This window comes from Desulfosporosinus youngiae DSM 17734 (assembly GCF_000244895.1).
Taxonomy (GTDB): Bacteria; Bacillota; Desulfitobacteriia; order Desulfitobacteriales; family Desulfitobacteriaceae; genus Desulfosporosinus; species Desulfosporosinus youngiae.
Genome location: NZ_CM001441.1, coordinates 4,652,869 through 4,676,086, shown reverse-complemented (window position 1 = coordinate 4,676,086; position 23,218 = coordinate 4,652,869). Strand labels below are relative to the sequence as shown.

Genomic DNA, 23,218 nt, shown 5'->3' with positions numbered 1-23,218 from the left:
CTTGGCTAAACTTGCTTTTGTTTTTCCAGGTCAGGGATCTCAGTATGTGGGAATGGGAAAAGAACTTTTTCAGACTCCCAGTGGAGAAAGAACTCGGGAGACAGCACGTGAGATCCTGGGAAGCGAATTTATCTCGTTGATCGAAGAGGGGCCGGCAGAAGAACTTCAAAAGACAGTAAATACCCAGCCGGCCATCTTGCTGGTCAGTGTAGTGGCTTGGCAGCAGCTCAGGGATGCTGGGATTGAAGCGGATTATGTTGCCGGGCATAGCCTGGGGGAATATTCTGCCCATGTAGCCGCAGGCAGTCTTGATTTCGCAGAGGCTTTACGCGTGGTAAGATCCCGGGGAGAGCTTATGGAAGGAGCAGTTCCCAACGGTGAGGGCGGGATGGCTGCGATCCTTGGACTCTCAATGGATCTGGTGGAAGAAGCTTGTCGTCAAGCATCCGGGCAAGGTATCGTAGCCCCGGCAAATTATAATTGTCCGGGACAAGTGGTTATTTCCGGTGAAAAACGTGCTGTAGATCGTGCGATAGAAGAAGCCAAAAAATTAGGGGCAAAACGTGCAGTTCCTCTTATGGTGAGCGGGCCCTTTCACTCCAGTCTGATGGAGAAAATGGGAGAAGAGCTGCGCCAGGTTTTAGAGAGAGTCTTGTGGCAAACTCCGCGTTGTCCTGTGATTGCCAACGTTGACGGAAAAGAGGTCAGCTCCTCAGAACGAACGGTTCAAGCTTTGGTCGATCAAGTCAGTAATGCAGTTCTCTGGGAACAGTCTGTTCGTCATCTTCTCGAACTAGGTGTGGATACCTTCGTTGAGTGCGGACCCGGGAAGGTCTTAACCGGTTTAGTTAAGAAAATAGCTCCCCATGCCAGCCTCCTCCGCGTAGAAGATAAGGCGTCTTTGGAAAAGTCACTTGCATATTTGAAGGAGAGTCGTTAAAATGATGCTGAAAGATAGAGTGGCCATTGTTACAGGGAGTGGACGGGGAATAGGCCGAGCCATAGCTTTAGAATTAGCAGCCTCGGGTGCAAAGGTGGTTGTCAATTATGCCGGCCGCCCTGATAAAGCCGAGGAAACTCTTGAGATGATCCGAGGAGCTGGCGGAGAAGGCTTGGTTGTGCAGGCCGATGTCAGCCAACAGGCTGATGTCGATCGCTTGGTACGAACAACTCTGGAGCATTTTGGCAGGATTGATATTCTTGTCAACAATGCCGGGATTACTCGCGATACCCTGCTCCTTCGCATGAAGGAAGCTGATTGGGATGCGGTCATGGCAACCAATCTCAAAGGGGTTTTCCTTTGTACCAAGGCTGTGAGCAAAGGGATGCTTAAACAGCGCTCAGGCGCGATTGTTAATATTTCTTCAGTTGTGGGCCTTTCCGGAAATGCAGGGCAAGCCAATTATGCCGCAGCTAAAGCCGGAATTATTGGATTTACGAAGTCGGTTGCCAAAGAATTCGCCTCCCGTGGAATTCGGGTCAATGCGGTTGCGCCGGGGTATATTTCTACAGATATGACGGAGGCATTAGCAGAAGGGACACAAACTGAAATTTTGCGGGCTATTCCTCTCGGCCGTATAGGGAATCCTGAAGATGTTGCCAAGGTTGTGCGGTTCCTTGTTTCCCCGGAAGCATCTTATATAACAGGACAAACCCTAAGTGTTGATGGGGGTATGGAAATGTAATGATGATTAAATCTTGTATTTTTGAGAGGAGGTGAAGAAACAGCATGGGAGTTTTTGAAAAAGTGAAAGCTATCGTCGTCGAACAATTAGGGGTAGATGAAGCCACTATTACCCCGGAAACCTCCTTTGAAGAGCTAAATGCAGATTCTTTGGATATCGTAGAATTGATTATGGCCCTGGAAGAGGCATTCGACTTGGATATTCCGGATGAGGAAGCCGAAAAGATTCGAACGGTCGGAGACGCAGTAAACTACATCACGGAAAACAAATAAACACAAAAAGGTCCCGTATTCAATGCGGGACTTTCTTTTAAGAGTGTTTCTTTCTCCTTTATCCAAAAAAGATAACCTTGAGATAAGATTTTTAACTATGTTGAATTAGTCGTCTGATCTTAGGTTAGTTTTAAAGATTAAGTTGGATACAGATATTCTGGTGTAATATTAGTATTTCGAAGGATGAATATCGAACCAAGAATATCGTGTTGGGGAAGTTTAAATAGATATCAGAACTGACAAGGGTAGAAGTCGAACAGGAGGAAAGATCGTGAAAATACCCGACCTTCGTATTGCAAATTTAGTGGCTAAGATTCCAATTATTCAAGGAGGAATGGCCGTAAGGATATCCATGGCTCCTCTCGCTGCAGCGGTAGCTGAAGAGGGGGGGATTGGCATAATTGCCGGCAGCGGTCTGTCGGCAGAGGAGCTGAAAGCTGAAATTCGTGAGGCAAGACGACGTACCAAAGGGATCATTGGGGTAAACATCATGTTTGCTGTCCGTGAATTTGCCCAATTGGTTCACGCCGCCTTTGAAGAGAAAATTGATCTTTTAGTTTCGGGAGCCGGCTTTTCCAGGGATATGTTTACCTGGGGTAAAGAAAAGGGCATTCCGGTCGTGCCCATTGTGTCATCAGCAAAACTGGCAAAACTATCCCAAAAGCTAGGTGCTGCCGCTGTGATCGTGGAAGGGGTAGAGGCTGGAGGACATTTAGGGACAGACCGTTCTATACACGATATTCTTCCGGAAGTCGTGGCAGCGGTCAATATCCCTGTCATTGGCGCCGGAGGAGTTGTGGATGGACAAGGTGTAGCAGAAATGTTGAAGAAAGGTGCGGCAGGGGTACAAATGGGAACCCGGTTTGCACTCAGTGAAGAGAGCAGTGCAGCTCCCGCCTGGAAAGCGGAAATGTTAAAGGCTACCGAAGAGGACATCGTGTTTGTGCATAGTCCGGTAGGGTTGCCGGGCCGGGGAATCCGCAACCCCTTCACACGGGCCCTTGATGAAAAGGCGGACGTCACCCCTACCTCCTGTGAGGGTTGTCTCAAACACTGTGAGGGGAACTTTTGCATTATGAGCCGGTTAATTATGGCTCAGCAAGGGAATGTTCAGGAGGGACTTATCTTTTCCGGCGCAAAAGTCCATAAAATTAAAGATGTTTTGTCTGTGCATAAGATTTTTGAAGATATTAAAGAAGGAATACTCAGCGCTAAGGAGGAATAAAGTGTGCATCAAGCAGTTATAACGGGGATGGGCGTGATCTCTCCTTTGGGAAATGACCTGGAAAAATTCTGGAATAATTTAATGGAAGGAAAATCCGGAATTGGGCTCTTGACACGTTTTGATACGTCAGATTTACCCACGAAGGTTGCGGCTGAGGTCAAAGACTTCGAACCGACAGATTGGGTTAGCAAAAAGGAAAGCCGTCATATGGACCGCTTTGCTCAATTTGCTATTGCAGCCGCGAAGATGGCGGTGCAAGACGCAAAACTGGATTTGGAGAACGAAGATAAGGAACGAATCGGAACAGTCATGGGGTGTGGAATTGGCGGCGTGATCTCCTTTGAGGACCAAAAAGAAATACTGATGAGCAAAGGGAGCAGCCGAATCAGCCCGTTCTTTGTGCCAATGTTGATTAGCAATATGGCGGCAGGGCACATATCCATTGAGTTTGGCTTACAGGGTTCCAGTACCACGATTGTTACGGCCTGTGCTTCCGCAACCAACGCAATCGGTGAAGCTCTGAGATTGATTCAACGCGGAGAAGCTGACGTTGTGCTTTGTGGCGGGACAGAGGCTCCGATTACTAAGTTGGCTTTCGCCGGTTTTTGCGCGATGAAGGCAATGTCAACCGAGAAGGAACTTTTTGAACAAGCCTGCCGACCCTTTGATAAACGTCGGAGCGGTTTTGTCATGGGAGAAGGAGCGGGAGTATTGGTTCTTGAATCCGCGGAACATGCCAAGGCACGTGGTGCACACGTTTACGCTGAATTGGCCGGCTATGGAAGCACCTCGGATGCTTATCATATTACGACTCCGGTTCCAGGCGGTGCAGGTGCGATTCGTGCCATGAGCCTTGCTTTAAAGGATGCAGGGGTAAGTCCGGAAGAGGTTAATTATATTAATGCGCACGGAACGGGCACCGGACCTAACGATGTTACGGAAACAGAGGCCATAAAACGTCTTTTTAACGATCATGCGCCGAAGCTGGCCATTAGTTCGACGAAATCTATGACCGGTCATTTAATGGGAGCTGCCGGAGCCATTGAGGCGGTTATTTGTGCGCTGGCTATTGAGCGGGGAGCCATCCCGCCTACGACGAATTATGGAGAGCCCGACCTGGAATGCGATCTTGACTATGTCCCAAACAGCGCACGAAAGCAGGACGTAGATGTCGCGATGTCCAATTCATTAGGTTTTGGTGGGCATAATGCCACTATTGTTCTGAAGAAATCGCCTAAAGATAAGGAGATCTAAACTATGGTCGAAAAAAAATCCAGTGTATCTGAGAAACCGAAGAAAACGGGAGGAAGGCCGGGGCGGAAAAAATACGCCCTGACTTCCCCAAAACTTGAGCCAGGGGTAAAGTTAGCTAAACGATTGGAGTTGGGAATTCCGCCCAATCGGCTGTTTACCACGGCCTTGACCCATCCTTCATATGTGTTTGAAAATCCTCAATTTGGCAAGGAAAATAACCAACGCTTAGAGTTTTTGGGGGATGCAATCTTAGATTTTGTCGTTGCCGAATATTTGTATTTGAGTTACCCGGAAAGACCTGAAGGGGAGCTTACGAAGATGCGGGCGGCTGTGGTCAACGAAACGACCCTGGCTCGTAAGGCGCATGAAATAGAGTTAGGGCAGGAATTATTATTGGGCAAGGGAGAACTGGTGTCGGGTGGCCGTGAACGGCCTTCTATTTTAGCGGATGCCTGGGAAGCGGTTATCGGAGCGATTTACTTACAATATGGGTTTCAAGAAGCCCGCAGAGTTATTTTAGAATTACTTAAACCTGCCATCGAAGAAGTGGCAAAAGGGAATTACGGGGATTATAAAACCGTGCTTCAAGAAAAAGCACAGCGGGAAGAAAAAGAAGTCAGCTATCAGATCCTCTTGGAAGAAGGTCCTGATCACAACAAATGCTTTACAGCCGGAGTCTTTGTAGCAGGGGATCTTATGGGGAAGGGTACCGGACGAACCAAAAAAGAAGCCGAACAACATGCTGCTCAGCAAGTTCTGGATCATTGGAGGAGGGAGAGCGATGACTAGACCTGAGAATTTCCCGGTTTTTTTAAAGGGAATTCATATTCAGGGATTCAAGTCGTTCGCTGATTCTGTTAAATTAGAGTTGGGTCAGGGATTAAGCGTGGTTGTTGGTCCAAATGGGAGCGGAAAGAGTAATATCGCCGATGCGGTTCGCTGGGTTTTAGGAGAGCAAAGTGCCAAAAGCCTTCGGGGATCAAAGATGGAAGATGTTATTTTTTCAGGCAGCACCCAGCGCCGCCCGGTTGGAATGGCTGAAGTTTCCCTGATTTTTGATAATACCACTGGGATTTTTCCATTGGATTTCCGGGAAGTCACGATTACACGCAGAGTTTATCGTGATGGTGAAGGTCAATATCTTATTAATAAGGCAGCTTGCCGGCTCAAAGATATTCAAGAACTATTTATGGATACGGGAGCCGGAAAAGAAGGGTTTTCGATCATTGGGCAGGGGCGGGTTGAGGAAATCTTAACCTTGAAATCAGAAGAACGCCGATCACTAATTGAAGAGGCGGCGGGGATTACTAAGTTCCGATCCAGGAAACGCGAGGCACTAAAGCGTTTGGATGCAACGACTTTGAATCTCCAACGCATCGAAGATATTGTGCAGGAAATTGAGGGACAACTGACTCCTCTGGCTGCCCAAGCCCAAGTGGCCGAACAGAGCCTCGCGCTTTCCAAAGAGCAAAAGAGCCTGGAAATTCAGGCCGTCGTGCTCGACATTTCTGAGGTTAAACAAAAGCTGACCCAAGCTGCGCAGGATTTAGAAATCCTTCAAGGGAGCGCGGTGGAGGCTCAGACAGCTTTAGGAATCAAGGAAACTCAGAGTCTGAAACTGAAAGATGAACTTCAACAGTTAGAGGATAAGATACAGCGGAAGCAAGAAGAGGTTTTTCTTGCAGAACAAACGTTAAACTCCTTAAAACATGACCAGAATCTTCGCCAAGAGCGTTTTAATTACTTCGATGAGCAAATTGAACGATTGAGCCAAGAGATTCTTGCGGATGAACATAAAATCAATGTTTTACGGGAACGGATTAAAACCCTGGCTGCCAAACAGACAATTTTAAAACGAACCGTTGAAGAGTCGCTCCATAAAGTCAGTGCGCAAGAACAGAAATTAGCTGAAGCAAGAGAGAATACCTTAGCCAAAGATATTGAGCGCATTAAAGCCGACCTATTCCAAGCGCTGACAGAGCAAGCCAATTGTTCTAATGAACTGACTGGCACCCGTCATACCCTTGCTTCGCTTGAACAGCGAATTTTTCATATTGAGCAAGAGCAGCAAACCAAAGAAACGGAACGTCAGTCTTTGGTGGAGACCGGTGATCATCAGAAAAATGAACTGATCAAGCTGGCAGCGCAATCTCAAGCTGCGGAAAACGAAGAATCAGCGTTACGGGCAGAGTTAGATAAACTGAAACCTCTTCGTCAGGAAAAAGCCCTCGGGCTCCAGAAGCACAAATCCCGAACGGATCAAGCCAGAGCACGGCTGCATGCTTTGCAATCCTTAGAAGATTCTTTAGAAGGTTATCAGCGCGGAGTTCGCGAGGTGATGCTGGCTAAGAAAAAGGGGATCAATGATTGTCAGGGACTCTGTGGGACAGTGGTTGACCTGATTGCGGTTGAGGAAAACTATGAGTTAGCTGTGGAAATTGCTTTGGGAGCCGGAATGCAAAATGTTGTTGCGGAAAATGAGCAGGCGGCCAAACGAGCCATCGCCTATTTGAAGGCCCATCAATTAGGCCGGGTAACCTTCCTTCCCCTTGATGTGATTCAAGGGTACAGGATGTCCGTGAGCCCAGCGGTAGCGAAGGATAGTGGTTATATAGGGATCGCAGCTGACTTAGTCACTTATGATAAAGTATACCGGCCTGCAATAGAGTTCTTGCTCGGCCGTATTGTTGTTGTTACGGATATGGAAGCGGCGACTCGGATTGCGCGGGCATCAGGATATAAATTGCGTATTGTGACTTTAGAAGGGGACCAAGTTTACCCGGGAGGCTCTCTTAGTGGAGGGAGTATTCAACGTAAAGGCGGGAATTTACTCGCCAGGTCACGTGAAATAGAGGCACTGCGTGAAGCCTTGGCGCAATTAGAAAAGGATTTAGCGGCAAAAGAACGGGAATGCTTAGCACAAGATCAACATCAAACGGAAATTCAGGAAAGCATTGAGAGGTTAGCCCTCCAACTTCGGAATGAGCAAGAACTTCAGGTCAAGCTTAAGGCGCAGCACGAGAATGTATTGAGCCAAATCCGGCGGTTAGCAGGGGATTTGCTGGGGTTAGGCCTGCGTCATGAGGAGACAACAGCAGAAAAGAATGAACTCCTTATTCGCCTGGCGAGTTTAACGGAACGAATGGAAATTGCGGAAAAAACCTCAGTTCATTTACGTGAGGAGTTTAATCTCAGAGAGGCCGAAGCCAAAGCTGTGGCAGAAGAAATTGAAACTTATGTAGAAACCCTGACTCAGGAGAAAATCCAGCTTGCCAAGTGGGAGCAAGAATTAACTCAATGCTTAGATCAATTTGCCCAAGAGCGCAAAGAAATCCGGGAAAACGAGTTGAACCTTTCTGAGAAGAAGCAGAAGAAGGTTAGCATCCAAGAAGCCCGTCGAAACCTTGAAGAGGAACTCGATTCGCTGAGCCAGCAGCTGGCGCAGCAATCAGGAGTCCAGGAAACACAGCAATATGCCCTAATGGAATGCAGACGAGCCCGGGAAGGGTTATCGAGCAGCGTCCTTGAATTAGAGCAAGAGATTCATACTATGCGCCAAGGGGCGCATACACTTGAACAGCGCCTGCATGCTAATGAACTCCGGAATGTCCGCTGGGAAACGGAGTGTCAGGCAGGGTTAGCCCGTTTAGCTGAGGAATTCTCTCTGACCTGGGAAGAGGGAATGCTTTATCGGACCGAAGAAAATAAAGCCGTCTTGTGGAAAAGAGTTCAAGTAATTAAACGGGAAATAGAAGAATTAGGTCCTATCAATCAAGCGGCTATTGAAGAATATCCAAAGATCCTTAAGCGTCGGGAATTCATGTTGACTCAACAGAAGGATTTAGTCGAAGCGAACCAGACGTTGCGCCAATTGATTTCCGAATTGGATAAGACTATGAGTGAACGATTTATTGAAAGCTTTACAGCGGTGAATCAGGCTTTTCAAGAGGTATTCAAAGAGCTTTTTGATGGCGGACATGCTGAACTTCAATTAGTCGAACCAGAACGTATCCTGGAAACAGGCGTTGAGATTATAGCTCAGCCGCCGGGTAAAAGGCCTCAGCTCTTATCTCTTTTGTCTGGGGGAGAACGGGCCTTAACGGCAATTGCTATTTTGTTTGCTCTCTTAAGAGTAAAACCAAGTCCTTTTTGTATTCTGGACGAGATTGAGGCTTCACTGGACGATGCCAACGTTCAGAGATTTGCCCAATACATTCACCGCTTATCAGATTCCACTCAGTTTATTGTAGTCTCACACCGTAAAGGGACCATGGAATCCGCCGATGTATTATATGGAATAACTATGGAGGAATGCGGAGTTTCGAAGCTGCTTTCAGTTAAGCTGGACGGACGGCAGAAGACACCGGTTGCCCTTTAGAACTTCGTGTGTTTGGAGTCAGTGGCTTTAGAGAGTATAATTGATATTACAGGAGGATTTAACCATGGGCTTTTTTGCCAAGCTGAAAGAAGGGCTTACCAAAACCAGGCAGAACTTTGTAGATAAAGTAGAAGAAGTCTTTACAGGCCGCAAGAAAATTGATGAAGAGCTGTATGAAGAACTGGAAGAGGTCTTAATCCGCTCGGATGTGGGTGTTAACACATCCTTCGAATTGGTTGAACGGTTGCGTAAAGAAGTTAAACAGCGCAAATTATCAGATCCCAATCAGCTTACTGAGGTCCTTCAGGAATTGATTGCAGAGTTGCTGGGAGAAGAAGCAAGCCTTATGTTTGCCGAGAAAGGTCCCAGTGTTATTCTTGTAGTTGGGGTCAACGGGGTTGGTAAAACCACGACCATTGGGAAGCTGGCTAATTGGTTAAAGAGAGATGGAAAACGAGTTATGATGGCTGCTGGAGATACCTTTCGAGCGGCGGCCATAGATCAACTGGAAGTTTGGGGAGAGAGATCCGGGGTTGAAGTGATCAAGCAGCGGGAAGGAGCGGACCCGGCCGCAGTCGCTTACGATGCGGTACAAGCTGCCAAGTCGCGCAATGTGGATGTTGTGATTGTGGACACCGCTGGCCGTCTGCATAACAAAGTCAATCTTATGGAAGAATTACGGAAGGTTAAGCGGGTTATGGAACGGGAAATCCCGGGGGCACCTCATGAGGTGCTGCTGGTACTGGATGCTACTACGGGACAGAATGCTTTGCAGCAAGCAAAGCTTTTTCAGGAAGTGGCTGGTGTTACTGGAATTGTCTTAACGAAGCTGGATGGTACAGCGAAAGGGGGGGTGGTGTTAGGAATTCAAGGAGAAACCCGAATTCCGGTGAAGTGGATTGGGATCGGTGAAGGAATGGAAGACCTGCGTCCTTTCGTTCCTAAAGATTTTGCGGCAGCACTTTTTGGAGAAGTTGATGAGGAGGAGAGATTCTGATAGACTATGCACTTATCGGAGGAACCGGGATTGAACATTTCGAGCTGACCGATCAGCGTGTTATCTCCGTGGAAACTCCTTATGGAACAGTTGAGCCTATGATTGGCAAACTTGCTAAGCATGACCTGGTTTTTATGAGTCGCCATGGACGGGACCATGCGACTCCTCCTCATCTTGTAAATTATAGAGGTAATATTTGGGCCCTACGGGAACTTGGGGTACGAAAGATCGTTGCCACGGCGGCGGTCGGCTCCCTGTCCCCCAATCATCACTTAGGCGAGCTGGTGCTCTTAGATCAGTTTCTCGATTTTACGAAGAGCCGTCCACTGACGTTCTACGAAGGAGGACAACAAGGTGTGCTCCATGTGGACATGACTGAGCCCTATTGTTCATCTGTGCGGCAAGTAATTATAGAGGCGGCGAAGCATCTGGGACTTGTGGTTAAGAACGGGGCATGTTATGTTTGTACAGAAGGCCCTCGTTTTGAAACCCCTGCAGAGATTCGGATGTTTCAGCTTCTGGGGGCTGACCTTGTCGGAATGACAAGCGTTCCCGAAGCGGTTTTGGCTCGGGAACTTGGAATGTGTTATGCCTCCATAGGAATGGTTACCAATGAAGCAGCTGGAATCGCTGACCATCCGTTAAACCATGCAGAAGTTATGCAGAACCTTAAAGAGCTGGAGATGAACGTCGCCCAGCTCATTCAAACAACCTTTGAGTTATTGACTCCCGGTCAGAAATGCCTATGTGCATCGGCAAATGCCGAAGTCGGTAAATTTTAGAGAGGTGGTGGGGCGTTGAAATCGATCGAATGGTTAGGGAATACCTTGCGAATATTAGATCAGAGTAAGCTTCCAACGGAAATTGTCTACCGGGATGCGGTGTCCTATAAGAGTGTAGCGGAAGCTATTGAAAACATGGAAGTTCGCGGCGCACCGGCTATCGGAGCAGCTGTTGCTTATGGTTTTGTGTTAGGAGCTTTGGAGTATCAAGGGGAAAGAGACGGCTTGCCGGCCTTCATGGAACGGGTGCAAGCCAGACTTGCAGAGACTCGTCCCACGGCAGTTAATTTATTTTGGGCTTTACGCCGTATGGAGGATCGCCTGCGCGAGTGTTGGGATATGGATGACATAGAAGACGTACGCCGGGTTTTGATTGAAGAAGCGGGTCGTATCGCCGAAGATGATCGCCGTATGAATCGGCTTATTGGGGAACATGGGAATGAGGTTGTACCGGAGAAAGCTAATATTTTAACTCATTGTAACGCAGGTGCCTTAGCCACTGTGGAGTATGGAACTGCCCTGGGGGTTATTCGATCCGCTCATCAGGCCGGTAAAATGATTCATGTTTATGCGGATGAAACCCGTCCTTTATTACAAGGGGCCCGGCTAACGGCTTTAGAGCTTCTCCAAGACAAGATTCCTGTGACACTGATTGCAGATAATATGGCAGGGTACTTGATGCAAATAGGGAAGGTTGACCTTGTGATTGTAGGAGCAGACCGAATAGCGGCCAATGGGGATACCGCTAACAAAATCGGAACTTACTCCGTAGCAGTCTTAGCCCATGCTCACGGTATTCCTTTTTATGTTGCTGCACCTACTTCCACGATTGATTTAAAAGTTGCCAGCGGTCAAGAAATTCCCATTGAAGAACGGCCCGCTAAGGAAATCAAAGAGTGTTTCGGGGTGTCAGTCGCACCTGACGAAGTGAAAATTTTTAATCCGGCCTTTGATGTTACCCCGGCCAAATATATCACTGGAATAATTACAGAAAAAGGGATAGTGGCAGCGCCTTATTCCGTTAATCTTCTTAAATTAATGGTTCGATCTTAATATTTAGAACGCAATCCTTAGGTGATAGGAGATTTTATAATGTCCAAAACAATAATTCGTGCAATGGTTTTGCCCATGACTGGACCGGATGCGTTTTTCCCTGAAGGGGAAATTTGCATCGAGGATCAAAGAATAGTTTCAGTCGGCGAGACAGGTTCTGCACCAGCTGGATTTATACCGGATCGCATTCTGGAATTGCCCAATGATGTGGTTATGCCTGGTTTAATTAATACTCATACCCATGCGGCCATGACCTTGCTTAGGAGTTACGCGGATGATCTGCCGCTCATGCCTTGGCTACAGGAGAAAGTATGGCCTTTCGAAGATAAATTAACAGATGAGGATATTTATTGGGGTACTTCCTTAGCGCTTTGCGAGATGATCCGCTCCGGAACAACCACGATGCTCGACATGTACGCGTCGATGGATCAAGTTGCGGAAGCGGTACTGCTAGCCGGAACCCGTGCTGTACTTTCACGTGGATTAATCGGGAATGGACCTAATGGGAATCGGGCTTTACAGGAAAACATAGACTTAGTACACCGCTATCATGGAGCAGGTAACGGACGGGTGAGCATCATGTTTGGTCCCCATGCCCCTTATACTTGCTCAGCAGAGTATCTTCAGAAGGTTAAAACTGAAGCAGACCGCCTGAAGGTAGGAATTCATATCCATGTGGCGGAGACTCAGGATGAGATCAATATTATTAAAGAACAGCAAGGCAAAACCCCTGTTCAGTGGCTGGATGAGCTTGGGCTTTTTGGCGGACATGTTGTAGCAGCACACTGTGTACACATAACACCACAGGACATGGAAATCTTTGCCCGGCAGCATGTTTGTGTTGCTCATAATCCGGAAAGCAACATGAAGCTGAGCAGCGGAACTGCCCCTATTACTGAGCTGCGCTCTAAAGGGGTTGTTGTAAGCCTTGGAACTGACGGTGCCTCAAGTAATAACAATCTGGATCTCTTTGGGGAGATGCGTTCAGCTTCCTATCAACAAAAACTGCGGGTCAATACGACGGCGCTTCCGGCATATGACGTATTGGAGATGGCAACCATCGGCGGGGCACAAACCCTCGGTTTGGAAGATGTCGGAATGTTGGCGCCAGGCTTTAAAGCAGATTTGATTACGATTGATATGGATCAACCACATTTCTATCCTCGTTTTTCTATTCCGGCCCATTTGGTCTATGCAGCTCATGCAGGAGATGTCCGCACGGTGATGGTCGATGGCAAACTTCTCATGGAGGAACGAAAGCTATTGACGATGGATGTCGGTAAGGTTTGCCATGAAGCAGAGATTCGGGCTAAACGAATTTTTAAGGAATTAAATGGTTAGGTGCAAGTAGGGGCAATTCATGAATTGCCCCTACTTGACAAACCGGGAGATTTAGTCTAATATTCCGATGTAAAGTAAAATCGCTTTACAGGGGGTTGCACATGGAGAAACTAGCCAAAAGGGCTCTCTTAGTCGATTTTTATGGCCCGCTTCTCACGGAAAAGCAACGAAACGTTTGGGATCTTCATTATCAACAAGATTTGTCCTTGACTGAGATTGCTGAAGTAGAACATATCAGCCGTCAGGCAATTCATGATTTGCTCAAACGCACCGAAAGGATTCTCACGGAATACGAGGATAAATTGGGGCTCGTTCAGAGGTTTTGGCTAGAACGTGAGAAATTGATGGAAGTACAGACTTTATTAAAAGGATTAACCAGAACGGATTTTTGCAGTCAGGCAGCCTATGATTGTCATCAGAAGATCCATACTATGATCGAAGATGTTTTTACCAATATCGCGGCTTCCTGAATAAACTCTAAATATATTCTTCCAAGTGGATCAAATGGAAAGCGAGGACAGCCATGTTTCAAGGACTAAGCGAAAAACTCCAAGAAACATTTAAGCGGCTTAAAGGAAAGGGTAAGTTAAAGGAATCTGATGTCAATGAGGCTATGCGTGAAGTTCGTGTTGCTTTGTTAGAGGCAGATGTCAACTTTAAAGTAGTCAAGGACTTTGTAGCCAAAGTTAAGGAGCGTTCGATCGGACAGGAAGTTCTCGAATCTCTGTCACCGGCCCAGCATGTAATTAAGATCGTGCATGAAGAGATGATTGAGCTCATGGGTGGTGCAACCGGTAAAATACTTATCTCCTCAAAACCACCTACTATCATACTGTTGATAGGCCTTCAAGGAGCAGGAAAAACAACTCATGCAGCTAAATTAGCCAATATGTTAAAGAAACAAGGCAAGCATCCTTTGCTGGTGGCTTGTGATATTTACCGTCCGGCCGCAATCAAGCAATTACAGGTTTTAGGCGGTCAGCTGAACGTTCCTGTATTTTCTATGGGGCAGGAGGCTCCCCGGGATATTGCTAAAGCGAGTATTGCGCATGCTAATCAGAACGGACAAGACGTTGTCATTATCGATACCGCCGGCCGTTTGCATATTAACGAAGAGTTAATGGGTGAACTCCGAGATATTAAAAGCGCCGTGAAACCTCATGAAATCTTGTTAGTTGTGGACGCTATGACTGGCCAGGATGCGGTTAATGTTGCAGAGTCGTTTCATAACGAACTGGGGCTTGATGGTGTCATTCTCACAAAACTCGATGGAGATACACGCGGCGGTGGCGCGCTTTCTATTAAAGCAGTGACCGGGTGCACCATAAAGTTTGTAGGAATCGGGGAAAAAATGGATGCCCTTGAACCTTTCCATCCGGACCGAATGGCTTCGCGGATTTTAGGAATGGGCGATGTCCTCACTCTTATTGAAAAAGCACAAGAGTCTTTTGATGAGAAAAAGGCCAAAGAAATGGAACAAAAGCTCCGCAAACAGGAGTTCACTCTTGATGATTTTTTAGATCAGATGGAGCAAATGAAAAAAATGGGGCCTCTTTCCTCAATCTTAGAAATGATTCCAGGGGTAGGGAAACAGGCAAAAGATATAAAGATTGATGAAAAAGACACGGCTCATGTTGAGGCGATTATTCGGTCCATGACGACAGAAGAGCGTCGTAAACCGGTCATCATAAAAGATTCCCGCAAAAAGAGAATCGCTAAAGGGAGCGGTACCTCGGTTCAAGATGTTGGGCGTTTATTAAAACAGTTTGAACAAATGCAAAAAATGATGAAGCAGTTTTCTGCCCCCGGCGGCATGGGAATGCTTGGAGGCGGAAAAAAAGGCAAAAAGGGCAAAAAGCCCAAGTTTCCTTTTCCAACCATGTAGGGGACATCGCATACGATGGACACACGCTATAATATAGCGTTGTTTATATAAAAGACTTACTTTATTTGAGTTTATACTCTGTTTTAAAGTTTAGTTGAACTAATCAAGGGGCAAAATGTACGAAGCGAGATATTGAATGTAGACATTCGAACCTCGAACTTCGAACTTCGAACCTCGATATTGAGGAGGTGAAAACATGGCTGCGAAAATTCGTTTGTGCCGTATGGGCGCAAAAAAGAATCCTTTCTACCGTATGGTAGTTGCTGATTCCAGAGCCCCGCGTGATGGGCGGTTCATTGAACAACTTGGATATTATGATCCGACTAAAAGCCCTGTAGTTCTGAACATTGACGAGGAAAAGGCTCTGAAATGGCTTTCAACTGGTGCTCAGCCTTCAAATACTGCTAAGTCTTTGTTAAGTCAGGCTGGCATTATGACCAAATTCCACGAGTCCAAGAACTAAGTGCAGAGTTTGGGGGGGTGGTTCCTGTGAAGGGACTTGTAGAGATCCTCGCGAAAGCGTTAGTAGATCATTCGGACCAAGTTCTCGTTATCCAGACTGAGACAGAAAAGAGCGTTCATTTGCAGCTGACTGTCGCACCTGAAGACATGGGAAAAGTTATTGGAAAACAAGGAAAAATCGCAAACGCTATTCGTACGCTGGTTAAAGCGGCTGCTGTCAAGGATGGCCGCCGGGTTCATATGGACATTGATCAATAACGTTGAGAAGGGCTAAGGCCCTTCTCAACGTTTAAAACTATCTATTGGGAAAGGGACAATGATTATGGATGAAGTGCTGATTGGAGAAGTGTTGCGCCCGCATGGAATTGATGGAGAAATGAGAGTTTATCCTGTGACCAACAGTCCTAAACGCTTTTTAAAACTGCAGGAAGTTATTTTGCGCTGCGGAAAGACCGATCAACGCTTTAAAATTATCAAAGCCCGCGTACAGATGGAAAATGTACTGCTCAAAGTTGAGGGGATAGATACTGTTGATCAAGCCGAAAAACTTCGGGGGTGTGAAGTTCGGATTGATCGCTCGGAGGTCCCTCCCCTTAAAGAAGGATGGTATTATTTTGAGCTGGAAGGGATGCAAGTTTATGAGGGGGATCTCTTATTAGGTACTCTATCCCAAGTCTTGGAAACCGGAGCGAATGATGTTTATGTAGTTAAAGGGCCTAAAGGAGAACTATGCGTGCCGGCACTGAGAAGCGTTGTTCGGAATGTAGATGTCCCAGGCCGTCGCATGGATGTTATACTTCCACCTGGGCTTCGAGATTGATAGTTCGAACCACGATTAGGCTGGAGGGTTAAACTAGGCATGATGCAAATTACGGTTGTAACCTTATTCCCGGAGATGTTTGTACCTTTGCAAGAGAGCATTATAAAACGCGCCCAAGAAGCGGGACTTATAGAGATTCGACTGATAAATTTTCGGGATTATGCAGCCAGTAAACATAAAAATGTTGATGATGTTCCTTACGGTGGCGGAGCAGGTATGCTTTTAAAGCCCGAACCTATTTTTGCTGCAATAAGGGATTTGCCTCAGACCTCTGCCGGACGGAGGCTGATTCTCATGTCTCCCCAGGGCCAGGTCTTTCATCAGGAGAAGGCTAAGCAATGGTCTGAGCAGGAGGAGCTTGTCTTTATATGTGGGCACTATGAGGGATTCGACGAGCGGATTCGAGAGTTGGCTGATGAAGAAGTTTCTTTGGGAGACTATGTCTTGACAGGAGGGGAACTTGCTGCAATGGTTATGATTGATGCAGTGGTAAGGCTCATTCCCGGAGTTCTTGGAGAAGAAGCTTCTGCAGAGGAAGATTCACATAGCATCGGACTCTTAGAGTATCCCCAATATACCCGCCCGGCCGATTTTGAGGGGCAGAAGGTACCGGATGTTTTGTTATCCGGACATCATGCTCAGATTAAACGTTGGCGGAGAAAAGAGTCTCTAAGGCGTACCTTTTTAAGACGGCCGGATCTGATCAATGGGGTTATTTTTAGAACGGATGATTATCCTCTTTTAGAGGAACTTATCCTTGAGCACGAAGAAATCGCCCGCTGGCGAGGAAAATGGGAACATCTTTGCCCACCCCCTAAGCGACGGCGGCGTTCTTCTAAGAGCATACATAAGTAAGGCAATTCATTGTCCCCACCATCAGCAAGGCAGTTTGCCGCGAATAAATAATACACGAATCAATAATAATCAGAGAGGATCTCTGATTTCAGTAAGTGTTGGAGGAATCTCATGGCAGCAGATATCTACTTAGCTCTGGTCCATTCCCCAGTGTATAATAAAAATATGGAAACAGTCGCGACTTCGATCACCAACTTAGACCTGCATGATATTGCCAGATGCTCGACTACTTATGGTGTAAAACGCTATTATGTCGTTCATCCGGCTGAAGCGCAGCGTCAGCTGGCTAAGCGCATCATGGGCTTTTGGCAGGAGGGTTATGGGGCGGAGTACAATCCTGATCGCCAAGAAGCTTTCGGGCGGGTGAAAATTGCCAATGATTTAGCAGAAGTCTATGCTGAGATTGAGGCGGAACATGGATTAGCTCCTATTAAAGTGGCGACGGATGCCCGCAAGTATGCCAATACAGTCACTTATGCACAACTCCGTGAAGATATAGAAACTATAGAAACACCGATCATTTTATTATTTGGTACAGGATGGGGATTGCTCAAAGAAGACGTTGAGTCGATGGACCGGATTCTTGAGCCAATCTATGGGCCGACAGAGTACAATCACTTATCCGTACGTTCGGCAGTGTCGATCATTCTAGATCGCCTTCGCGGGCACTGATCAACAACAATAGCTTCGAAATCTGTTGCATAACTAATTGAACTGTGATAATATAACTAAGTCTGATGATAGATGGTCCGCTCGCTGAGAATCAGTGTATGAACATCTAGGCAAGGAAGGGGGGATTTTTAATGGATTATATTCGCATGATTGAAGAAGAGCAAATGAAAAAGGATCTTCCTAACTTCCGGCCGGGTGATACAGTACGTGTACATGTGCGCATTGTTGAGGGAACCCGTGAACGTATCCAGGTTTTTGAAGGGCTTGTCATCGCAATGAAAGGTGGCGGCATTCGCGAGACCTTTACTGTTCGGCGTGTCTTCGCTGGAGTCGGGGTAGAACGAACATTCCCTTTACATTCACCTCGCTTGGAAAAAATCGAGGTGGCTCGTCGGGGTATTGTTCGCCGGGCTAAGCTTTACTATTTACGTGGACTTTCTGGTAAGGCGGCACGGATTCGCGACCGTCGTATCGGCTAGGAAAAGGAAAAAAATGAGCTGGAGTAATCTGGCTCTTTTTTTTTACTTCTCCCCATTCTGGGCTGCAGGTTTAGAATAATTCATGACCAATTTCCATTGATTTTCGTGTATGCTCAGAAGAATCTTGTTCATACTAATGAGTAGTACAAGAGGGGAGCGAAACGATGGAAAATAAGAGATCAAAAACAAAATGGCTTTTAGGTATTATTGTCCTGGTTTTATTGATTGGCGGAGTATTGCGTTGGGGAGTTTTGCAGCCCTATCTTATTCCATCTCCTTCGATGGAACCTGGTATGGCTCCAGGTGATCACATTCTCGTCAATCGTCTTGCTTACCGCCTTTGGGCCCCTACACGAAGGGATGTCGTTGTATTTGCTTTTCCAAAGGATTTAAAGCGAACGTTTGTAAAACGAGTCATTGCGGTAGAAGGGGAAACAGTAGAACTTCGTGATAATAAAGTTTTCGTAAATGGAGATCCTATTGATGAGCCTTATGTCAAAGCGGGGGATTACCCTCCCTATGGCCCGGAAGTTGTGCCGGAAGGCAAAGTATTTGTCTTGGGGGATAACCGTCGCGAGAGTGAAGATTCGAGGGAATGGGGTCTTCTTCCGAAAGAGTACCTTTTGGGAAAAGCATGGTTGGTATACTACCCTTTTTCGCGGTTTAGGCTGATTCCCTGAGTCAGCTAAAGGATGACGAGTTTTTAGAGGAATGAAGAGAGGTATTCATGAGTATTCAATGGTTTCCGGGACATATGTCCAAAACGAGACGTCTCTTATTAGAACAGCTAAAATGGGTTGACGTTGTTTTAGAACTTGCTGACGCCAGGATACCTGCCAGTAGTCGTAATCCAATGCTACATAAGTTGCTGGGCAATAAAGCAAGGTTATTGCTTCTCAATAAAGCTGATTTGGCGGATTCTAATTGGACGTCAAAATGGCTTAAGTACTTGAAAGAATCAAGTCCTGTATATGCCGTTAGTGCTACCACGGGAGTTGGCATTAAACAGATCGTACCGGAACTTGAACGAATGGTTCTCGCTAAGCAGGCAAAACAAGCTCAAAAAGGCATACGCCCACAGATGATAAGGGTAATGATTGTTGGTATTCCCAATATTGGAAAGTCATCTCTGATTAATCAATTAACAGGTGGAGCTCAGGCGAAAGTGGGTAATAAACCAGGCGTGACCCGGGGAAATCAATGGGTACGGATTCACGAACGGGTGGAACTCTTAGATACCCCTGGAATGTTATGGCCTAAATTTGATGATCTTGATGTAGGGCGAAAACTTGCAGCCCTTGGAGCTATCAAAGATGATGTTTTTGATATTGAGGAATTATCAATTTGGATCATAGATTGGCTGAATTTACATTCCCCGTCTTCTCTGGCCCGCTATCAAAATGAGGATACTGAAGTTACACTTGAGGGCCTGGGCCGCAAACGCGGATGCTTAATTCACGGCGGGCGTATTGATACCCTAAAAGCTGCTCAGATTTTTCTCAGGGAACTGAGGATGGGACAACTTGGACCGATCACTATGGACTACTTAGAAGAATGATCTTTCCAAAAATTCAGATGATTTTGTGTATATCTAAGATTGATACCTAAATAAAGGGAATTGTCTTTAGGTGTCGAACTGAAATTTTAGGGAGAGAAGAGGAGAAAAAGTGTGGAACCGTTATCCCAAATGAGTATCCGGGAAGTTCAAGAAGCACTATATAAAGACCCTTCCCCTCGTATGATATGTGCATGTCAGAGCGACCCGCGTCAAGGAGTTCGGAAACTAGCCGATCAATTAGTTAAGTACCAAGAAGCACAAGCACTGGAACAAGCTCGTATTCAGCAACTGCTCACTGAAGAGAACAAGCTATGGAGACAAGGGTTTTTGTTGTTGGCAGGAGTCGATGAAGCAGGCCGGGGGCCGCTAGCTGGGCCGGTTGTCGCCGGAGCCTGTATTCTGCCGGCGAAGTTTGATTTGCCCGGCCTTAATGATTCCAAAATGCTGACTGAGAGTAAACGAGAAAAACTATATACGCAAATCTGTAATCAGGCCATTGATTATGCCATCGGAAGTGCAGAACCAGCAGAAATTGATGCCTTAAACATTTTGCAAGCAACTAAGTTAGCCATGAAGCGCGCGATAGAAGGGTTGACGGTTCGTCCACATTACCTATTAATTGATGCCTTAAATCTCCCGAATGTTCATCTTCCACAGCTTCCCTTAGTAGGGGGGGACCGTTTAAGTGCCTCGATTGCAGCTGCTTCGATCCTGGCAAAAGTAACACGTGACCGCTTGATGGTTCAGCTTCATACTCTATATCCAGAATATTCGTTTTCTAAAAACAAAGGGTATGGCACTGGTGAACATATGCGAACTTTAAAACGAATCGGACCATGTCCGATTCATCGCAAAAGTTTTGCGCCAGTGAATCAAAGGGCATCAATGGGTTAGGAAGGAGGAGATAACTGAAAACTAAATCATTTGACCGTTAGTCTGGATTGTGGCACAATGGGCTTAGTGAGGGCTTAGTTATTTTATTGTGGTATTTAATTTTTCTATGAAGGGAGGTTAAGCGATGCCTGATAATAATTTTGCCGATATAGGAGTATTCCTAGTGGGTGCCATGGCGGTAGCTATCATTATGATGATTATGCCTAAGATTTTCGCACCCAATAAGCCGCATAAAGAAAAGCTGACAACGTATGAGTGCGGCAACGAGACAATCGGGCGAACATGGCTTGGATTTAAGAGCAATTATTTTTTGTATGCTTTAGTTTTTACTGTCTTCACCGTTGAATCAGTGTTCTTATTTCCTTGGGCTCTGACATTCCAAAAACTGGGGACATTTGCTTTCGTGGAAATGTTCATCTTTATTGTCATTCTCTTAGTCGGTTTCTGGTATGCTTGGAAGGAAGGTGCACTAGAGTGGATGTAGCATCCGAAAAAATGCTTCGCGAAGAAGAAGCATTAGCGGAAAAAAATGTATTCGTAACTACAATTGATAAAGCTTTGAACTGGGCTCGAGGGCATTCCTTTTGGCCAGTGACATTTGGCTTGGCCTGTTGTGCGATTGAAATGATGGCCGCAGGCGGACCACGTTATGATTTATCTCGCTTTGGCTGGGAGGTTTTCCGTGCTTCTCCTCGACAAGCTGATGTCATGATTGTAGCCGGAACCTGTACTCGAAAAATGGCTCCGCTGCTGCGTCGTATCTATGATCAAATGCCTGAGCCGAAATGGGTTATCGCTATGGGAAGCTGTGCAAGTGCAGGGGGTCCTTTTGTCGATTCTTATGCCATGATGTCAGGCGTAGATAAGATTGTGCCGGTCGACGTTTATGTCCCAGGCTGCCCTCCGAGGCCAGAATCCTTAATTTATGGGCTTTTGCAACTTCAATTTAAAGTTTCAAATCCCGCTAAGGTGAGGTTAATGAGACATGGAAAATAATGCATTGAACCGATATGTCGAAGAACTTGCAACTCGGGTTAACGGGGAAGTCGAAGAGAGTTTTGGAGTTCTGATTCTGAAAGTTAAAGCCGCTGTTGTAACTGAAACGCTAAGGGAGGCGAAAAGCTTTCCTGATGCGCCATGTGATTTTCTGCACGATTTATGCGGAGTGGATACGTCAGAATATTTTGAAGTCGTTTATCAATTATCAAGCCTGCACGGACCACAGCGTTTGCGTGTTAAGGCGATCGTGGACCGTGAAAATCCTGTCATTGATTCTGTGACTCCTATCTGGGAAGGTGCGAACTTTTTAGAGCGTGAGGCCTATGATATGTTCGGAATTAAGTTTAAGGGGCATCCAAATCTCAAGCGTATTTACCTATGGGATGATTTTGAAGGTTATCCAATGCGCAAGGACTACGTGACCGAGCCCATAGAGGTTCGTAATGTCGTGCGCAAACGAATAGAAGGGGAATAGGGGGGAAAGCCATGACAGTTGAAAAAACGGAAGAACTTATCATGAACATGGGCCCCCAACACCCGAGTATGCACGGTTTGTTTCGGATGGTGGTCCATGTAGAGGGTGAAACGATCACTAAAATTATACCTAAAATGGGTTATCTCCATCGAGGAATGGAAAAGCTTGCTGAAAGCCGAACTTATTCGCAGTTTATTCCTTACACAGATCGTTTAGATTATCTTGCTTCTCCGCATAATAACTGGGCTTATGTACAAACTGTAGAGAAACTGATGGGGGTTGAGGTTCCCGAACGTGCGGAATATCTGCGGGTTATTTTTGGGGAACTTGCTCGAATTGCCAGCCATCAGGTTTTTATCGCCAGTACGGCACTTGATTTAGCGGGATGGACGCTATGGTCTTATGCATTCCGTGATCGGGAACGTATTTTAGACATGTACGAGATGACCGCCGGTAATCGAATGACAGTCAATATTATGAGAATCGGCGGAATGGTTGCAGAGCCTCCGGAAGAATTTTGGACTGCCTTAAAATCCTTCCTCGATGATACACCGGAGATGCTCGAAGAGTATTATGGCATGTTTTTCGGAAATGAGATTGCCCAAGGACGGCTGAAGAGCGTTGGTATCTTAACCAAGGAACTTGCCGAAAATCTCTCCATTACTGGTCCGGTATTAAGGGCGTCGGGTGTAGATTATGACGTTCGTAAAGCAGAACCCTACAGCATCTACGATCGATTTGACTTTAAAGTCCCGGTACTGACAGGGTGCGACAGCTATGACCGTACCATTATCCGGATGGACGAAATCGTTGAAAGTATTAAGATTATTAAGCAAGCCGTTCGTGATATTCCGGGAGGCCCGATTATGGCCAAAGTGCCTAAAGTTATCAAACCTCCGGTTGGTGAAGTCTATCACCGTGTTGAGAACCCCAAGGGAGAATTGGGTTTCTATATTAAGAGTGATGGAACGACTAAACCAACACGGGTTCGTATCCGGCCAGCTACATTTATCAACATTCAAATGCTCCCAATTGTAGCTAAAGGATTGAAAATTCAAGATATTGTGGCGATCTTTGCGACATTAGATGCTGTATTGGGTGAAGTCGATAAGTAGTAAATTGCAATGAGGGG

26 protein-coding genes are annotated in these 23,218 nt (G+C 46.3%); all 26 read left to right on the top strand.

From position 1 onward, the window contains the following. Position 1 precedes the first annotated feature (1 nt). Positions 2-940, top strand: coding sequence for an ACP S-malonyltransferase (fabD, locus tag DESYODRAFT_RS21630; RefSeq protein WP_007786356.1), 939 nt, complete (start codon positions 2-4; stop codon positions 938-940). Position 941: 1 nt separating this feature from the next. Next, the gene (fabG, locus tag DESYODRAFT_RS21625; RefSeq protein ID WP_007786355.1) at positions 942-1,685 is read left to right on the top strand and encodes a 3-oxoacyl-[acyl-carrier-protein] reductase; all 744 of its coding nucleotides are present in this window, start codon (positions 942-944) and stop codon (positions 1,683-1,685) included. A 44-nt stretch (positions 1,686-1,729) separates the two neighbouring features. Then, positions 1,730-1,957 (top strand): acyl carrier protein, encoded by a 228-nt coding sequence (gene acpP, locus DESYODRAFT_RS21620; RefSeq protein WP_007786354.1) that lies wholly within the window; start codon positions 1,730-1,732, stop codon positions 1,955-1,957. Between the two features lie 271 nt (positions 1,958-2,228). After that, on the top strand, positions 2,229-3,182 hold the full coding sequence (locus DESYODRAFT_RS21615; protein ID WP_007786353.1) for an NAD(P)H-dependent flavin oxidoreductase: 954 nt from the start codon (positions 2,229-2,231) through the stop codon (positions 3,180-3,182). Between the two features lie 3 nt (positions 3,183-3,185). Further along, on the top strand, positions 3,186-4,436 hold the full coding sequence (gene fabF / locus DESYODRAFT_RS21610) for a beta-ketoacyl-ACP synthase II (protein ID WP_007786352.1): 1,251 nt from the start codon (positions 3,186-3,188) through the stop codon (positions 4,434-4,436). 3 nt (positions 4,437-4,439) lie between these two features. Continuing rightward, on the top strand, positions 4,440-5,225 hold the full coding sequence (rnc, locus tag DESYODRAFT_RS21605) for a ribonuclease III (protein WP_007786351.1): 786 nt from the start codon (positions 4,440-4,442) through the stop codon (positions 5,223-5,225). Next, a complete protein-coding gene (smc, locus tag DESYODRAFT_RS21600; protein ID WP_007786350.1) occupies positions 5,218-8,814 on the top strand; it encodes a chromosome segregation protein SMC in 3,597 nt (1,198 codons plus the stop codon). The genes rnc and smc overlap by 8 nt, the downstream gene beginning before the upstream one ends. A 64-nt stretch (positions 8,815-8,878) precedes the next feature. After that, the gene (gene ftsY / locus DESYODRAFT_RS21595; RefSeq protein WP_042338964.1) at positions 8,879-9,811 is read left to right on the top strand and encodes a signal recognition particle-docking protein FtsY; all 933 of its coding nucleotides are present in this window, start codon (positions 8,879-8,881) and stop codon (positions 9,809-9,811) included. After that, positions 9,811-10,593 (top strand): S-methyl-5'-thioadenosine phosphorylase, encoded by a 783-nt coding sequence (mtnP, locus tag DESYODRAFT_RS21590; RefSeq protein WP_042338961.1) that lies wholly within the window; start codon positions 9,811-9,813, stop codon positions 10,591-10,593. Before ftsY ends, mtnP begins: the two co-directional genes overlap by 1 nt. A 15-nt stretch (positions 10,594-10,608) precedes the next feature. Further along, positions 10,609-11,646: an S-methyl-5-thioribose-1-phosphate isomerase gene (gene mtnA, locus DESYODRAFT_RS21585; RefSeq protein ID WP_007786347.1), complete on the top strand. Its 1,038-nt coding sequence runs from the start codon at positions 10,609-10,611 to the stop codon at positions 11,644-11,646. Between the two features lie 39 nt (positions 11,647-11,685). Continuing rightward, positions 11,686-12,987 carry an amidohydrolase gene (locus DESYODRAFT_RS21580; RefSeq protein ID WP_007786345.1) on the top strand — a complete coding sequence of 434 codons (1,302 nt, stop codon included), beginning with the start codon at positions 11,686-11,688 and terminating at the stop codon, positions 12,985-12,987. A 101-nt stretch (positions 12,988-13,088) separates the two neighbouring features. Beyond that, positions 13,089-13,457 carry a putative DNA-binding protein gene (locus tag DESYODRAFT_RS21575; RefSeq protein ID WP_007786344.1) on the top strand — a complete coding sequence of 123 codons (369 nt, stop codon included), beginning with the start codon at positions 13,089-13,091 and terminating at the stop codon, positions 13,455-13,457. Positions 13,458-13,510: 53 nt separating this feature from the next. Then, positions 13,511-14,872, top strand: coding sequence for a signal recognition particle protein (gene ffh, locus DESYODRAFT_RS21570; protein WP_007786342.1), 1,362 nt, complete (start codon positions 13,511-13,513; stop codon positions 14,870-14,872). Positions 14,873-15,068: 196 nt separating this feature from the next. Continuing rightward, positions 15,069-15,335: a 30S ribosomal protein S16 gene (gene rpsP, locus DESYODRAFT_RS21565; RefSeq protein WP_007786341.1), complete on the top strand. Its 267-nt coding sequence runs from the start codon at positions 15,069-15,071 to the stop codon at positions 15,333-15,335. A 26-nt stretch (positions 15,336-15,361) separates the two neighbouring features. Then, positions 15,362-15,592 (top strand): KH domain-containing protein, encoded by a 231-nt coding sequence (locus tag DESYODRAFT_RS21560; protein WP_007786340.1) that lies wholly within the window; start codon positions 15,362-15,364, stop codon positions 15,590-15,592. A 64-nt stretch (positions 15,593-15,656) separates the two neighbouring features. Further along, positions 15,657-16,154: a ribosome maturation factor RimM gene (gene rimM / locus DESYODRAFT_RS21555; protein ID WP_007786338.1), complete on the top strand. Its 498-nt coding sequence runs from the start codon at positions 15,657-15,659 to the stop codon at positions 16,152-16,154. Positions 16,155-16,193: 39 nt separating this feature from the next. Then, the gene (trmD, locus tag DESYODRAFT_RS21550; protein ID WP_007786336.1) at positions 16,194-17,009 is read left to right on the top strand and encodes a tRNA (guanosine(37)-N1)-methyltransferase TrmD; all 816 of its coding nucleotides are present in this window, start codon (positions 16,194-16,196) and stop codon (positions 17,007-17,009) included. Between the two features lie 111 nt (positions 17,010-17,120). Then, positions 17,121-17,681 (top strand): RNA methyltransferase, encoded by a 561-nt coding sequence (locus DESYODRAFT_RS21545; protein WP_007786334.1) that lies wholly within the window; start codon positions 17,121-17,123, stop codon positions 17,679-17,681. A gap of 131 nt (positions 17,682-17,812) precedes the next feature. Then, entirely contained in the window at positions 17,813-18,160 is a 348-nt protein-coding gene (gene rplS / locus DESYODRAFT_RS21540; RefSeq protein ID WP_007786333.1) for a 50S ribosomal protein L19, read from the top strand. Positions 18,161-18,324: 164 nt separating this feature from the next. Beyond that, positions 18,325-18,840 (top strand): signal peptidase I, encoded by a 516-nt coding sequence (lepB, locus tag DESYODRAFT_RS21535; RefSeq protein ID WP_007786330.1) that lies wholly within the window; start codon positions 18,325-18,327, stop codon positions 18,838-18,840. Between the two features lie 47 nt (positions 18,841-18,887). Beyond that, a complete protein-coding gene (ylqF, locus tag DESYODRAFT_RS21530) occupies positions 18,888-19,718 on the top strand; it encodes a ribosome biogenesis GTPase YlqF (protein WP_007786329.1) in 831 nt (276 codons plus the stop codon). A 111-nt stretch (positions 19,719-19,829) separates the two neighbouring features. Beyond that, complete coding sequence (locus DESYODRAFT_RS21525) at positions 19,830-20,612, top strand: ribonuclease HII (RefSeq protein ID WP_007786328.1); 783 nt, start codon at positions 19,830-19,832, stop codon at positions 20,610-20,612. 124 nt (positions 20,613-20,736) lie between these two features. Further along, on the top strand, positions 20,737-21,096 hold the full coding sequence (locus DESYODRAFT_RS21520) for an NADH-quinone oxidoreductase subunit A (protein ID WP_007786327.1): 360 nt from the start codon (positions 20,737-20,739) through the stop codon (positions 21,094-21,096). Next, positions 21,087-21,608, top strand: a complete 522-nt coding sequence (locus DESYODRAFT_RS21515) for an NADH-quinone oxidoreductase subunit B (protein WP_007786326.1) — start codon at positions 21,087-21,089, stop codon at positions 21,606-21,608. The genes DESYODRAFT_RS21520 and DESYODRAFT_RS21515 overlap by 10 nt, the downstream gene beginning before the upstream one ends. Beyond that, positions 21,598-22,086 carry an NADH-quinone oxidoreductase subunit C gene (locus DESYODRAFT_RS21510; RefSeq protein ID WP_007786325.1) on the top strand — a complete coding sequence of 163 codons (489 nt, stop codon included), beginning with the start codon at positions 21,598-21,600 and terminating at the stop codon, positions 22,084-22,086. The genes DESYODRAFT_RS21515 and DESYODRAFT_RS21510 overlap by 11 nt, the downstream gene beginning before the upstream one ends. Before the next feature lie 11 nt (positions 22,087-22,097). After that, the gene (locus DESYODRAFT_RS21505; RefSeq protein WP_007786324.1) at positions 22,098-23,201 is read left to right on the top strand and encodes an NADH-quinone oxidoreductase subunit D; all 1,104 of its coding nucleotides are present in this window, start codon (positions 22,098-22,100) and stop codon (positions 23,199-23,201) included. The last annotated feature ends 17 nt before the right edge of the window (positions 23,202-23,218 follow it).